Source organism: Sphingobacterium sp. PCS056, assembly GCF_023273895.1.
Taxonomy (GTDB): Bacteria; Bacteroidota; Bacteroidia; order Sphingobacteriales; family Sphingobacteriaceae; genus Sphingobacterium.
In genome coordinates this window covers 4,193,432-4,207,396 of sequence record NZ_CP096883.1, presented here as the reverse complement: position 1 = coordinate 4,207,396, position 13,965 = coordinate 4,193,432, and the positions used below count along the sequence as shown (strand labels likewise).

Here is a 13,965-nt window from a genome sequence, read left to right as displayed (position 1 = left end):
CAGTTTTTTGTTGTTATTTAAACATTTTTATCTGTTAATAAGACATATGTATCAGGTGCTAAATCGTCGTACTAGTAATTTTACAATGGTAATAGCGAACTCTTGACCGATAATAAATCAATTCTATTCAACATGATTGTGCATCAATCATGTTGAAATAGGAATTATACTATACCATTATGATAATCAATAACGACCAATTATTTACACTATATAAATGAAAATGAAAACGCAAACGATAGGCGAACAAAAAGGTTTCTATAAGCTTTCGCAATTGCAACGAATAGGGTTTGGATCTGGTGATTTGGCGCAAAACCTCATCTATCAGACTGTGTCGATGTATCTGCTTATTTTTTATACCAATGTATTTGGTATATCTGCTGCTGCGGCAGGAATTATGTTTTTAGTCGTGCGGATCGTTGACGTGATCTGGGATCCCATTGTGGGCGCTTTTGTAGATAAGAGAAATCCAAGAATGGGTAAATACCGATCCTATTTAATCTTGGGCGGGATTCCTTTGACCGGTCTGGCTATTCTCTGTTTTTGGAATGGATTTTCAGGTTCATTGGTCTATGCCTATATCACCTATGTTGGTCTATCGATGATTTATACTTTAATTAATGTTCCGTATGGTGCATTAAATGCCTCCTTGACTCGTGACACAGATGAGGTTACCAAGCTTACTTCAACGCGTATGTTTATGGCGAATATGGGGGGACTGGCTGTTGGTTATGGGGTACCGATCATGGTGCAATATTTTTCTCCTGATGGAAAGATTAATTCGCAGGAATCTGCTGAAGCGTGGTTTATTACGATGACGATCTATGCTATTGTTGGTTTGTTTTTACTGATATTCTGTTATACGCAAACTCAGGAGCGTGTTGTTATGGATGAAAAAGAGACCGAGAATGTAAAAGTTTCTGATTTATGGACTGAATTTAAGCATAATGGACCGTTGCGGGTGTTAGCTTTTTTCTTTATCACGGCATTTGCCATGATGGCAATAGGTAATTCAGCAGGGTCATATTATATGATTTATAATGTTCAAGCTCCAGAAATGCTTCCCTATTTTATGGCATTGGGGTCTATTCCGGCTTTTATTTTTATGCCTCTTGTACCTGCTATTAAACGTGCGATCGGTAAAAAACGCATGTTTTATGTGTTTTTAACTATTGCAGTATTAGGAATGGTCATGTTGTATAGTATTTCAGTTGTCCCAGCGCTAAAGACACAGGTGTGGTTGGTGTTAGTGGCACAATTTATCAAATCTACGGGAGTAATCGTTGCGACCGGATATATGTGGGCATTGGTTCCGGAGGTGATCTCCTACGGTGAACACGCGACTGGAAAACGCATATCTGGCATCGTGAATGCCTTAACGGGTATTTTCTATAAAGCGGGAATGGCTTTAGGTGGTGTTGTACCGGGACTTGTATTAGCTTATGTCGGTTTTGACAAAGATAATACCGTGTCGCAATCTGCATATGCCGAGCAAGGTATCCTTTGGCTGGTGGCAATTATCCCTGCCATTTTATTAATAGGCGCCATGTTTATCATCTCCAAATATGAATTGGATGATGCTGTTATTGACAAAATAAATCATGAAATAGAATCTAGACATAAGAATTAAATCATTAAAAATGAAGATAGCAAAGATATTTTTGTTAACGGGCATGGCTACATTAAGTTTAGCATGTAGTTCAACTAAATCACAGCAGATGCAGGTTGACAGTACTTATAATAACCAAGTCGTACTTAAGAACGCTTTTAAGGGTAAATTTTATATCGGTACGGCGTTAAATCTGGATCAGATATGGGGACGCAATAATGCTGCTCTTGCTGTTGTTAAAGAACAATTTAGTGCGATCGTTGCCGAGAATTGTATGAAAAGCATGTATATGCAACCGCGCGAAGGTGAGTTTAACTTTAAAGATTCAGATCGTTTTGTTGAATTTGGAGAAAAAAATGCTATGCATATTACTGGACATACCCTTATTTGGCATTCACAAGCACCCAATTGGTTTTTTGTGGATAAGAACGGGAAACAGGTTTCGCGCGAGGTCTTGATTGAAAGAATGCGCAATCATATCCATACGGTTGTTGGTCGATATAAAGGGCGTATTCACGGTTGGGATGTTGTGAATGAAGCCGTTTTGGATAACGGTGAATTGCGTAAAAGTAAGTTTTATGAAATCATAGGTGAAGACTTTATCAGGCTTGCTTTTCAATTTGCTCAAGAGGCAGATCCCAATGCGGAGTTGTATTATAATGACTATTCTACAGCAATTCCTGCTAAAAGAGATGGGATCGTCAAGCTGGTGAAAAACGTGTTAGACTCGGGAGGTCGGGTTGATGCCATTGGGATGCAAGAACATCATGGCTTAGATAATCCTGCTATAGCTGAAGTTGAAAAGACAATCATTGACTTTGCAAGCTTGGGTACAAAAGTAATGGTGACCGAAATGGATATCTCGGTACTTCCTCATGCTCGACCGCACATGGGTGCAGAGATCAGTGAAACATATCAATATAAAAATGAATTAAATCCTTATGTGGATAGTTTGCCTACGGCAATTTCTGCTGCTTTGGCAAATCGTTATGAGGAATTTTTTGGACTATATCTCAAACATGATGACAAAATAACGCGCGTGACAGTATGGGGGGTCGGTGACGGTGACTCATGGAAAAATGGATGGCCTATTCCTGGGCGTACGGATTATCCTTTGTTATTTGATCGTCAATATAAGCCTAAAGCTTTTATAAAGGATATCGTTGAATTAGCAAAACAAAAATAAACATATACTGAATGAATAAGGGAAGATATTTAGCGCCACATGATTTTATGGCAGATCCGTCGGCTCATGTTTTTGAGGATAAAATTTATATTTATCCTTCTCATGATTGGGAAAGCGGAATTTTAGAAAATGATAATGGTGATCATTTTAATATGAGGGATTACCATGTTTTCTCCATGGATGATATCGATGGAGAGGTCGTGGATCATGGCAAAGTATTGGAAGTGGGCGATATTCCATGGGGTGGTAGACAGCTGTGGGATTCGGATGTAGCACACAAAAATGGTCAGTATTATCTTTATTTCTCTTTAAAGGATAAGACCGATATTTTTAGGTTAGGTGTAGCCGTAAGTAAGACGCCATATGGTCCTTTTATCCCACAAGAGCACCCGATTTTGGGTAGTTACAGTATTGATCCCTGTGCTTTCGAAGATGATGATGGAACGCATTATATTTACTTTGGAGGTATATGGGGTGGACAATTACAATATTATAGGGACAATAAAATCAATTATCCAATGGATTTGCCTCATTGGCATGAATCAGCTCTATGTCCAAAAATAGCCAAATTGTCGGATGATATGTTGCAGTTTGGGGAGGAACCAAAGGATGTTCTTATTGTAGATCAAGAGGGTAACCCGCTCAAGCAAGGTGATCTGGATCGTCGTTTTTTTGAGGCTTCTTGGATGCATAAATATGGCGATAAATATTATTTTTCATACTCTACCGGCGATACGCATTTATTGTGTTATGCTATCGGGGACAATCCATATGGTCCTTTTACTTATCAAGGCGTTATTTTGACACCAGTTGTAGGTTGGACGACGCATCATAGTATTTTAAAGTTTAAGGGTAAATGGTATTTATTTCATCATGACTGTGTTCCATCGGGTGGTAAAACATGGTTACGAAGTATGAAAGTAGTGGAACTAGAGTATGATGAACATGGGCTGATCAAGACTATTGAAGGACAATAAGATCAAAATTGTTTTTTTTAACAATGATTCTGCTGACCTACTTACTTAACTAAACTCTAACTGAGATATCTCATTATAAATACGATACTTACAACTATGATGAAAGTCATTATATTGCTTTTACTCTTTATTTTTCCTTACTCTATTGTTCGCGCAGAGGATGGAAGTAAGCTTTGGCTTCGATATGTTTCTGTTTCTAAAGATGTTGCTAATAATCGTTCGATAAGCGTTCATTCGAAGGATCCGATTGTTCTATTAGCAAAGCAAGAATTAGTTAACTTTTGGGGGAAACAGTCTATTGAATTAGCGGTGGATCGAAAATCAACGTATTTAAAAGATGGATTTAAAATAACGGGCAATTTAAATCGGATAAAAGTGGTTGCACCTGAGCCTGTAGGGCTGTTATATGCGGCTTATCATTTGTTGCAGCTTCAGGCTACCAATCAACCTGTTTCCAATTTAAATGTAGAAGAAATACCCTCATTTGATATCCGGATTCTTAATCATTGGGATAATCTGGATCGCACCGTTGAACGTGGTTATGCAGGATATTCGTTGTGGAAATGGGACGAATTGCCAGGTGTCATATCTCCTCGATATGAGGAGTATGCACGAGCTAATGCTTCTATTGGTATCAATGCTGTAGTTATTAATAATGTAAATGCTTCTCCTCAAATTTTGAGTTCGGAATATTTGATTAAATTAAAAGGTCTGGCTGATATCTTTAGAAGATATGGCATCAAAGTTTATCTATCTGTTAACTTTTCTTCTCCAAAAATATTAGAGGGTACGAAAGACTCAGATCCGCTTAATCCTGAGGTCATTTTATGGTGGAAGAATAAGGTGAAAGAGATTTATCAGGTAATTCCTGACTTTGGTGGCTTTTTGGTGAAAGCTAATTCTGAAGGGCAGCCAGGACCCCAAGACTATGGGCGTACACACGCAGATGGGGCAAATATGCTTGCAGATGCCGTAAAAGCATACCATGGCGTGATTATGTGGAGAGCTTTTGTTTATAATCCTTCTTCTGAAGATCGAGCCAAACAGGCCTATCAAGAATTTGTACCTCTCGATGGTGCATTCAGAGATAATGTGATCATTCAAATCAAAAATGGGCCGATCGATTTTCAACCTCGTGAACCCTTTAATCCACTCTTCGGTGCACTTCGGAAAAGTAATGAGATGGTCGAATTTCAGATCACTCAAGAATATCTGGGGTTTGCGAACCACTTAGCCTATCTAGCACCACTATTCAAAGAGACACTGGATAGTGATACTTATGCCGATGGAAAGGGGAGTACAGTCGCAAAATTGACAGATGGTACATTAAGACCAGCACGGAAAACAGCGATTGCTGCAGTGGCTAATATTGGTGAAGATCGTAATTGGACAGGTCACCACTTTGGGCAGGCAAATTGGTTTGCGTTCGGAAGGCTGGCTTGGAATCATGAGCTATCTTCTGAACAAATTGCCGAGGAATGGATTGGCATGACTTTTTCGACGGATAAAAAGTTTATTGACCCTGTGAAGAAAATGATGATGGGTTCGCGAGAAACGGTGGTTAACTATATGATGCCTTTGGGGCTACATCATATATTTGCCTTTGACCATCACTATGGTCCTGAACCTTGGGGTGATCAGGAAGGAGGTCGTCCAGACTGGATGCCTTGGTATTATCATAATGCAGATACTGTAGGGTTGGGATTTGATCGCACTTCTAATGGCAGTAATGCTATATCTCAGTACCGTCCACCTATTCAAGAGGTTTTTGGAGATATCCAATTATGTCCAGATCAGTATTTACTTTGGTTTCACCATGTGCCATGGAGCTATACCATGAAAAGTGGACGTTCCATGTGGGATGAATTGTGTTACAAATATAATGCTGGGGTGCAACAGGTACGTACCATGCAACAGGCTTGGGATAGATTGGAGGGGCAAGTTGACCAGCAGCGATTTGTTGAGGTACAATCGAAGTTGAAGATTCAATCTAGGGATGCGGTATGGTGGAAAGATGCCTGCCTTCTTTATTTCCAAACATTTTCAAAAAAGCCTATTCCATATGATCTCGAAAGACCTGTTCATGAACTGGAAGATCTCAAAAAAATAAAGTTAATGATCAAACATCATAATTAAATGAGGTCTGAAAAGAATGTTTCGCGCTTTAATGTGTTCAATAATTATAAATATAAGATGCAAATAATAAAACAGATAAGAAATAAAACGGTAGCAGTATGTTATGTACTGACGATCGTTATATTTTCATCATGCCAAGCGATGCGGACTGATGATGGAAAAGGTCTTCTTAAAAGGCAAGAGGGATCGCCTTTATTTAGTAATTTCAACTATACAGGTAATGATCAGGTTTACAGTGAAAATCCAATTATTCCGGGAAAATTTTATAGTACTATTTTGCAAGGATGTTATCCTGATCCTAGCATAACACGGAAAGGTGACGATTACTACTTAATAGCTTCTTCTTTTGTGATGTTTCCCGGTGTTCCCATTTTTCACTCTAAGGATATGGTAAATTGGAAACAGATAGGCCATGTTCTGAACCGGGAGTCTCAGCTACAAGTGGGCACTGCCGGTATCAGTGAAGGTGTCTATGCTCCTGATATCATGTATAATCCTAATAATGATACCTTTTATATGATCACTACGCAGTTTGCTTCGGGTATTGGTAATATGGTTGTTAAAACAAAAGATCCTAAGGAGAACAATTGGTCAGATCCGATAAAATTAAAATTTGAAGGAATTGACCCTGCTTTATTTTTTGATGATAATGGTAAAGCGTATGTAGTCCATAATGATGCTCCTGATGCAGGAAAAGAATTGTATAAAGGTCATCGGGTGATCAAAATCTGGGAGTATGATGTGGAAAAGGATCAGGTAGTAGCTGGTACGAGTAAAATTATCGTTGATGGGGGAGTAGACCTTTCTAAGAAACCGATCTGGATTGAAGCTCCACATATTTACAAGAAAAATGGACAATATTATTTGATGTGTGCAGAAGGTGGTACTGGAGGAAATCACAGTGAGGTTATTTTTTCTAGTGATCATCCTATGGGACCTTATATTCCTGCAAAAAATAATCCAATTCTCTCACAGCGTCATCTCGCTGCCGATAGACCCAATAAAGTTGATTGGGCAGGTCATGCAGATTTAGTGCAAACTGCTGACGGGGAATGGTATGGCGTATTTTTAGCGGTTAGACCTAATGAAAAAGGTCGTGTCAACACTGGTCGGGAGACATTTGTTTTACCTGTTGATTGGTCGGGTAAATGGCCCGTTTTTGAGGGGGGGATGGAGCCTTTAAAGGCATTGGTGCGTTCTCCCAAGGGGAGTATCAATAGCGAAGATCGATCAGGCTATTTTCCTAATGGTAATTTTACTTTTAGGGATAAATTAAATGGAAAAGTATTGGATGAGCGCTGGATTGCACTGCGTGGACCTCGTGAAAAGTTTTTGGTAAATGAAACGAATGGATTGGCCATTATACCTTTTGATATTCATATTAAAGAAAAAAAACCGATTTCCGCTTTATTTTATAGGCAACAACATCTATCATTTACATCTGAGGTAGAAATGGATTATATTCCTGGTTCTGAAAAGGATCTTGCTGGCATAACTTGCCTACAGAGTGAAAAATTCAATTATGTATTTGGTGTTACAAAATCAAATCATGAATACTACATACAACTCGAACGTAGTGAAAATGGTGTGACACAAGTACTGGCTAAGCAAAAACTAAGTAAATTGGGTAAAATGAAATTGCGTGTTAGCGCATCAGGTGATGACTATACATTTTCATATGCTTTAGCGGGTCATGATTATCAGAATCTAGGTGGAACTGTATCGGGAGATATTCTTTCTACAGATGTCGCAGGTGGTTTCACTGGGGCTATGATCGGTCTTTATGCAACCTCTGCTCATTCGATTAACCCAGTTAAGTAATAGATGTGTATAAATATGCTGATCAGGTAAATGTTATTTCAATATTTACCTGATCAGCGTTTTTTTTATTTCTCGGATTGAATAGCCTAATCCTGTGTGTGATCTTGAAAAATCTTCTGCTCATTGCAGTAAAGCTATTAATATATCTTTTGATCAAGATCTGAACATATTCTTTATGGTCTTATCTTCTTTGTTGATACCTATTTGATAGCAGACTTCAGCTCTTGTAATTTGCTTTGTCATGGAGAAAATGTGTAAATGTGCATGCTCTTCGATACTTTCTATCGGATCTAAAACTCAGAATGATAGTAAGTAAAATATGCTTTCGTTATCATGATTTAGGGTTTAAGGGCTAATGCGACTTTGGCATAGTTGATACCAAGCTGTCTGTAACCTGCAGCACTAAAGTGCAAGCCATCTGCTACACCTTCACAATCCTTTGAGGAGACAATATGAGCATTTCTAAGGGTTTGGGGTAATGTTTGAATAATGGTATTCATGCTCGCACATTTACCGCCTTGATCTGCTGCTAGTAATTCACTAGCTAGTAATGGGGTTTCTTCTTCCCGTAATGCTAGATCTTTCAATAGGTTGTGATATACTCGACTTACTTTGTTAGGCCAATCTTGGTCTCCTGTATTTGATTCGCCCTGATGTAGTAAGATACCTTTGATGACTCCCGTTTGCTGCGCGATCTTTCCCATTTCAACTAATCTATCGTAGGGATTATTGTCGTACGAAGCTAACATACCTTTCATCCAGTTAGGGGCTCTATGTACATAATTGGTTACGCTATCTTTATCAAAAAGCTGAATATGGCATCCTCCAATGGATACATTGATGATACCAATGCGAATACTATCTGGGAGATTTTCGACGAGTGTCCTACCAAAATAATCTGCTGGTGTAAGACCTGTATTGCATCGTGTGATAGGAGGTTTGGCTAGGTACCATTCTCCTTTTTTACGATTGAGGTCTGGACAGTCAACCGCTTGAAGTGAATAGAAACGGTTATTGACTAAGGTGTCTTGATCTTCAAATTTGCTGTGTCCTTCCATGTTGGATTGACCAAAACAGACATAGATATGAAAGTTTTTATCTTGAGCATATCCAAATGTCTGAAAAAATAAGAAAAATAAAATAAATTTATGTTTAAGTGTATTGATTTCCATGTCTTTATGTATTTTTAATTTTATAGAGAGAGGAAGTTTTTCCCCTCTCTATACCTCATCAATTATCCCATGTATTTTATGTTGATTACCACATGAACTCTACTAATCCAATAGAATTAGATGCGCAGTAAATTCCTACTTCTATAGCATACCAATATCCGGAAAATGTTTGATAATTTCCGGTTGAAGCTCCAAAGATATAATTATGAATCGTTGTACTTCCGTGTTTTAAATATGCCGAACCAGAGGTGGGGATGTATGACGGTTCACCCGCGTTGCTGTAGGTACATCGAAAAGCGATTTCACAATAACTGCTTATCGATACAACCTGACTGTTATTGGCAGGGTACATGCCCGGAACTGAGGATGCCATTACGCCTATACCATTGGTATAAGCAAAACTCATGGTCACGCTGGTGACTAATAAGCATAAGATTAAAATGATTTTTTTCATGATTTTTTGTTTATATGATGATTAAAACCAACTTACGGTTGCCGTTCCTTGTGCTCCAAGTGGCCCTCCAGCATAAATATATACAGTTAAAGATGACCAATATTTACCAGATCCCAATACCGAATAATTACTTTGACCCGATCCCGCTGACCAACTGTATTCTCCTAGTAAAGTATCGCCAAAGGCAGTCGCAGTTCCAGAGGTTGCATTACTCCATTCACAGTTGAAAAGGAGATAAGTGCAATTGCTGTTGATGTTCACTCCCATTTGAGCATACTGATTTGGAGTATTTGCGTAAGCAGTGACACTTTGTTGATTAAAGGCGTAAGTGGCTGCTGAACTGCTTAATAGCAGACTTAAAATTAAAATGATTTTTTTCATGATTTTTTGTTTATAAAATGATTAAATATGAATAATTGATAATGGTTCTTGAATAGGAGTAGTTTAAGTCATTTTATCCACTACTAACTTATAATTGGTTTTTAATCGGTCTATTTGTTGTCTATATTCTTCTTTCTCTTTTTTGATTAAAAATTGCTGCTGTAGACTATCGTTCTGCATTTTGAAATTGGATTGAACAGCTTTTTGTTGAGGTTGGATATGAGGAAGTATAACGTGTTCTCTGAAATAATTTATATAAAAACGATTTCTTAGCCAACCTTTAAACAATAAGTATTCGCTATCGTTTTCAGGTGAAAGTTTTTGAGCTTCATCATACAGAAATAGGCTAATTAAATGGGTATTGATCATCTTCTTGACATCTTCTGTGTTTTGAAGGGAGCCAAAAAACATGGGTTGATATTGGATGAATTCTTTAAAATCTTTTCCTTTGAATTGTTTTGTATTGCCATGAAATGTATATTCCATCAACAGCATACTGTCTACCTTACTGCTCCATTTTTTTTCTTTTTGATCATAATGACGACATAAATCTGTTATCGCTTGATCATAGAATTTAGGTTTTGTTTCCGCTTGTATGTGCTTGACGCTTTCATATACATATTTATTGGTCATTCTTATCGTTATAGCCTGACGTAATTTTTGCTCAATATCTTTATAGGGTTGGAGTGGAGCTGGTACTATATTTTTTACCATCATCACATATACACCTTCATCTGTTTCAAAAGGACCTATGATATCGTTAATTTTGGCTTGGTCAAGTTGTGTGGTGAACACTCCGTATGGAAGAAATGGATAGGTTAATGTGATCTGATGGAACTGTCCCTTTGGTGTTATCTTTTTTAAATTATTAAATTGGTTTTGATTGAACATGCTTTTCTGTAAAGTGCTGGTGTCTTTATCGGAGAATTTGATCAGATCGATCTGATATAGAAAGGCACTTTTTTTATAGGCTGTTTGAAGAGAACTATCTGTAAGTTGTAATTTTGGTTTTACTTTTTTGTTCCAAAGGTACCCGTCCACCTGAGCTATATAAAATTTCAGTGCATAATCCAGACGCTTATTGAGCTCATTGATGGTATCATAACGATGCTCATTTGCAAAAGCTAATAGGTAGGCTTGATCCCGTATTTCTTCAAGTAGCTGGATGGAATCTTGATGATTACGTTTTAATTTTTCTTTTAGATAATAATATTCATCTTGCAAGAGTGTATATGTGCCGACCTGTAATACGACTTTATGATCTTCTTTTTTTGAAGATCGATGACTACAACTGTACAAGAATAAAAGCAGTAAATAAGCAGCTGTTTTTATGATTAATTTCATCTTGATTGTTTGAATGATATGTTGTAACCCTATCGAATAAAAAAGAGGGAAGGGTTTCTATTTTTTTTAACCCTCCCCTCAATTTACCAGATCATTTAATCACCTTATTTCTGTTTTTGCAAAGCCTCTGCTACCGCTTGATATGCAGGTTTACGAACAAAGGATTCGGTCCATATTCCAATCGGTTCTCCTCTTCTCCAATAAGAATTTTCGCGATCTGGACTGTCCAAAGGACTCCATATGGTTATCCCATATTGTTGTGCTTTAGGGATAATTTCAAAGTATTTTTCAATGACAAATTGATACATTTCTGCTTGCTGTTGATACATTTCGGCAGTGGCATTTGCTGTTTTGATGTTATCTCCAAGACCGATATCAAGCTCAGAGACTTTTATCATTTTGCCGGTTGCAGCGAGTAATTTGTACATATTGACGATCTGATCTTTATTGGCAGTGCTATTGATGTGCATCTGCGTACCGATGCCATCTACCTTGGCACCTTTGCTTTCCACATAATTGACGTAGGCAATTAAACCTTTACATTTATCACCACTACCTTCAAGACCATAATCGTTTATAAAAAGGATATCATTGGGATTGCCATATTTACGAGCAAGTTGAATGGCTTTGACAGCATAGTCTTTACCCAGATAGTCTTGCCAATAAAATTCGTCCTCTGCTAATTCGGCTTTACCAATTCCAGTTTTCAAGGCGTACTGATCTGGCCAGTCGGACATAGGCTCATTGACCACATCCCAAGCTTTGACGTAATCTTTTGTTACAGAAAACATACCTGCAATAAAAGTTTCTAATGCTTCGGTAAGAATTGTTTTTTTCTCTTCAGGTGTTTTTTCAATAACAGTTCCACCAGGTCCTCCATATCCTTCACCTTCTGCGGATTGTGATCGCGTAGAACTATTGCCCCAACCAAACCAACCACTTATACCACTTTCAAAGTTTCCTCCGGCGATGATATCGGCATTACTGCCGACCTTTTTTAAGGAGATGTCATCTATAAATATTGTTCCAGCGTATTGTCCAAAATTGATGATAAATCGATTACGAACGGCGGTCGTCGTTAATTTAAGTTCATATTCTTTATATTCAGTGGTGAGGGCAATAGCACCGAAACTATCGCCTGAATAGTTGGATGTTGCTTGTAGATCAATACCGATACTACCTGCTTTGCTACCTTTTGCTGCAAATTTCACTACATATTGGGTATTTGTTTCTATGCCAGCAATGTCATATGCCGTCTGTGCCTCCCATGCATTTACGACTGATGGATTAGTCATCTTCATGGCATATCCTGACTGTAAAGGCACACTGATACCTCCTTGGCTTGGCTCAGAGCCAGCGGGTAGTTTTATCGGGGCAATCAAACTATTTAAGTAGGCTGCATTTTGTCCTGAATGCCATGTGAGTGTATGACCAAAGAGCTGCATATTATTTTCTTGTGCTGCTTTGATCAGACGCTCTAGTTTACTTAAGTTCAGGCTGCCATCAGCTTGTACAATTGAAGCATGCTTCATTTCGTATCCCATGACCATTTGTTCAAAGTTTCGATTTGCTAAGCGAAACATAACCCCTTTATTCAGGTAATCGTCCATATTGAGGGCCACTCCCCATTTAAAGTTTGGATGAGCATTTTTATCGATGTATGAGATCAATGGACTATAGGCATCAATATTTTCCTGGGCAATAATACTTTCAGGTTTCTCTGTTCCATATTCTAAAACTTCATGTTTAGCACAAGCGCTAAATAAGAGTCCCGCCATCAGTCCATATGCTATTTTTATATTTAATCGGTACATATTGCTAAGTGATTTGTAGGTAATTGAATTATGGTTTTAATCGGACAGAAAATGTTTCCATTTTAACTCCTCTGTCCCGCATGACTAAGGTATCTGTTGTACTTATACTCATTTTTTGCATATCGATTTGATAATCGAGGTACAAGACATCGCGATCGGTATTTCCCCAACTATTTTTATCACCCTTTTTTACAAAGCTTCCTTTTCCTGATGCTGTGACACCTGTCGTAGCTGAGCTGATCACACAATTATTGTTATTGTCGAAGGATAGCATCAGATTACAGTTGATATTGGTACCGTCTACATCCTTGAATGTTAATGGAAGGATCGTGTTTTTTAAAGACGCTGTGGTCAGGCTTTTTACCTCATCTTTTTCTACGTATGCATTTCTCCTAATTTGCGTTTGACTTAGGGTATTATTTCCATTTTTACCAACAATCATATCACGACCGCGGCGGAGATAATTGCCTTGCCAGGTATTGATATATTTAATGGCATAGAAGATATAATCTTTAGGTGCTGTGTCCCAGTCGTCAGCTACTGCTTTTCGGCGTAGGCTTCCTGCCTTTGGAGTTCCTGATAAAATAGAATCTGCATTCATGACCTGAGTGAGACGAATAGGAAGCACATAATTGGTGGTGATTGCTTTAGGGTCGGCAAAGAAATTGGCTGTTAACTGCACCTCTACACCTCCAGTTAAGCTACCTTTTGGAATCACTATCTTGTTGGACGCTATCGTATAATAGTTACTTGGCAAAGGAATCACATCGCCGTCAGTTGAAGTGTATACGATTTTGTTGGTCATCGTGTTGTCTACCGTAAAATCAATGGTGATGTCTTTTTTATTATCATAGACACCGCCAGTAGTAGCCATTACCTTGACTTTACCTTCATTATCTAATGAGGTATCAAACAAGTCTTCTCCCATGGTAATCGTACGTACGGGATATTGATAAGCGAAATATACGGTTTGGTATTCAAAATCTGGAAACTCCCAATCCTGATTTTTACAGGATGTAAATACGAATACTAGTATAACGGAAAATATATTTAATTTTTTCATCTGATTTT

At 38.0% G+C, this 13,965-nt stretch carries 11 protein-coding genes; 5 read left to right on the top strand and 6 right to left on the bottom strand.

Features of this window, described 5'->3' with window-relative positions; translation table 11 throughout:
* The first annotated feature begins 223 nt into the window (after nt 1–223).
* From MUB18_RS17600 to MUB18_RS17580, 5 genes are all read left to right on the top strand, one after another.
* A complete protein-coding gene (locus MUB18_RS17600; RefSeq protein WP_248754073.1) occupies nt 224–1,630 on the top strand; it encodes an MFS transporter in 1,407 nt (468 codons plus the stop codon).
* Between the two features lie 10 nt (nt 1,631–1,640).
* A complete protein-coding gene (locus MUB18_RS17595) occupies nt 1,641–2,795 on the top strand; it encodes an endo-1,4-beta-xylanase (RefSeq protein WP_248754072.1) in 1,155 nt (384 codons plus the stop codon).
* A gap of 11 nt (nt 2,796–2,806) precedes the next feature.
* Nucleotides 2,807–3,772 (top strand): glycoside hydrolase family 43 protein, encoded by a 966-nt coding sequence (locus MUB18_RS17590; protein WP_045752658.1) that lies wholly within the window; start codon nt 2,807–2,809, stop codon nt 3,770–3,772.
* 96 nt (nt 3,773–3,868) lie between these two features.
* The gene (locus MUB18_RS17585) at nt 3,869–5,908 is read left to right on the top strand and encodes an alpha-glucuronidase (RefSeq protein WP_248754071.1); all 2,040 of its coding nucleotides are present in this window, start codon (nt 3,869–3,871) and stop codon (nt 5,906–5,908) included.
* Nucleotides 5,909–5,965: 57 nt separating this feature from the next.
* A complete protein-coding gene (locus MUB18_RS17580; protein WP_248754070.1) occupies nt 5,966–7,729 on the top strand; it encodes a glycoside hydrolase family 43 protein in 1,764 nt (587 codons plus the stop codon).
* Between the two features lie 338 nt (nt 7,730–8,067).
* Here MUB18_RS17580 and MUB18_RS17575 read toward each other — a convergent pair whose 3' ends face one another.
* The 6 genes from MUB18_RS17575 to MUB18_RS17550 all read right to left on the bottom strand — a co-directional run bounded on the left by MUB18_RS17575 (nt 8,068) and on the right by MUB18_RS17550 (nt 13,957).
* A complete protein-coding gene (locus MUB18_RS17575) occupies nt 8,068–8,901 on the bottom strand; it encodes a sialate O-acetylesterase (protein WP_248754069.1) in 834 nt (277 codons plus the stop codon).
* A gap of 85 nt (nt 8,902–8,986) precedes the next feature.
* Complete coding sequence (locus tag MUB18_RS17570) at nt 8,987–9,355, bottom strand: hypothetical protein (protein ID WP_094772624.1); 369 nt, start codon at nt 9,353–9,355, stop codon at nt 8,987–8,989.
* A gap of 21 nt (nt 9,356–9,376) precedes the next feature.
* Nucleotides 9,377–9,736 carry a hypothetical protein gene (locus MUB18_RS17565; protein WP_045753654.1) on the bottom strand — a complete coding sequence of 120 codons (360 nt, stop codon included), beginning with the start codon at nt 9,734–9,736 and terminating at the stop codon, nt 9,377–9,379.
* 63 nt (nt 9,737–9,799) lie between these two features.
* Complete coding sequence (locus tag MUB18_RS17560) at nt 9,800–11,080, bottom strand: peptidylprolyl isomerase (protein WP_248754068.1); 1,281 nt, start codon at nt 11,078–11,080, stop codon at nt 9,800–9,802.
* Between the two features lie 104 nt (nt 11,081–11,184).
* Nucleotides 11,185–12,894, bottom strand: a complete 1,710-nt coding sequence (locus tag MUB18_RS17555; protein WP_248754067.1) for an endo-1,4-beta-xylanase — start codon at nt 12,892–12,894, stop codon at nt 11,185–11,187.
* A gap of 28 nt (nt 12,895–12,922) precedes the next feature.
* A complete protein-coding gene (locus MUB18_RS17550; protein ID WP_248754066.1) occupies nt 12,923–13,957 on the bottom strand; it encodes a DUF5627 domain-containing protein in 1,035 nt (344 codons plus the stop codon).
* Nucleotides 13,958–13,965: the final 8 nt, after the last annotated feature.

Coding starts and splice junctions, on each gene's coding strand:
- MUB18_RS17595 (WP_248754072.1), top strand. CDS start 1,641: ATGAAGATAGCAAAGATATTTTTGTTAACGGGCATGGCTACATTAAGT.
- MUB18_RS17590 (WP_045752658.1), top strand. CDS start 2,807: ATGAATAAGGGAAGATATTTAGCGCCACATGATTTTATGGCAGATCCG.
- MUB18_RS17560 (WP_248754068.1), bottom strand. CDS start 11,080: ATGAAATTAATCATAAAAACAGCTGCTTATTTACTGCTTTTATTCTTG.
- MUB18_RS17555 (WP_248754067.1), bottom strand. CDS start 12,894: ATGTACCGATTAAATATAAAAATAGCATATGGACTGATGGCGGGACTC.
- MUB18_RS17580 (WP_248754070.1), top strand. CDS start 5,966: ATGCAAATAATAAAACAGATAAGAAATAAAACGGTAGCAGTATGTTAT.
- MUB18_RS17600 (WP_248754073.1), top strand. CDS start 224: ATGAAAACGCAAACGATAGGCGAACAAAAAGGTTTCTATAAGCTTTCG.
- MUB18_RS17565 (WP_045753654.1), bottom strand. CDS start 9,736: ATGAAAAAAATCATTTTAATTTTAAGTCTGCTATTAAGCAGTTCAGCA.
- MUB18_RS17575 (WP_248754069.1), bottom strand. CDS start 8,901: ATGGAAATCAATACACTTAAACATAAATTTATTTTATTTTTCTTATTT.
- MUB18_RS17550 (WP_248754066.1), bottom strand. CDS start 13,957: ATGAAAAAATTAAATATATTTTCCGTTATACTAGTATTCGTATTTACA.
- MUB18_RS17570 (WP_094772624.1), bottom strand. CDS start 9,355: ATGAAAAAAATCATTTTAATCTTATGCTTATTAGTCACCAGCGTGACC.
- MUB18_RS17585 (WP_248754071.1), top strand. CDS start 3,869: ATGATGAAAGTCATTATATTGCTTTTACTCTTTATTTTTCCTTACTCT.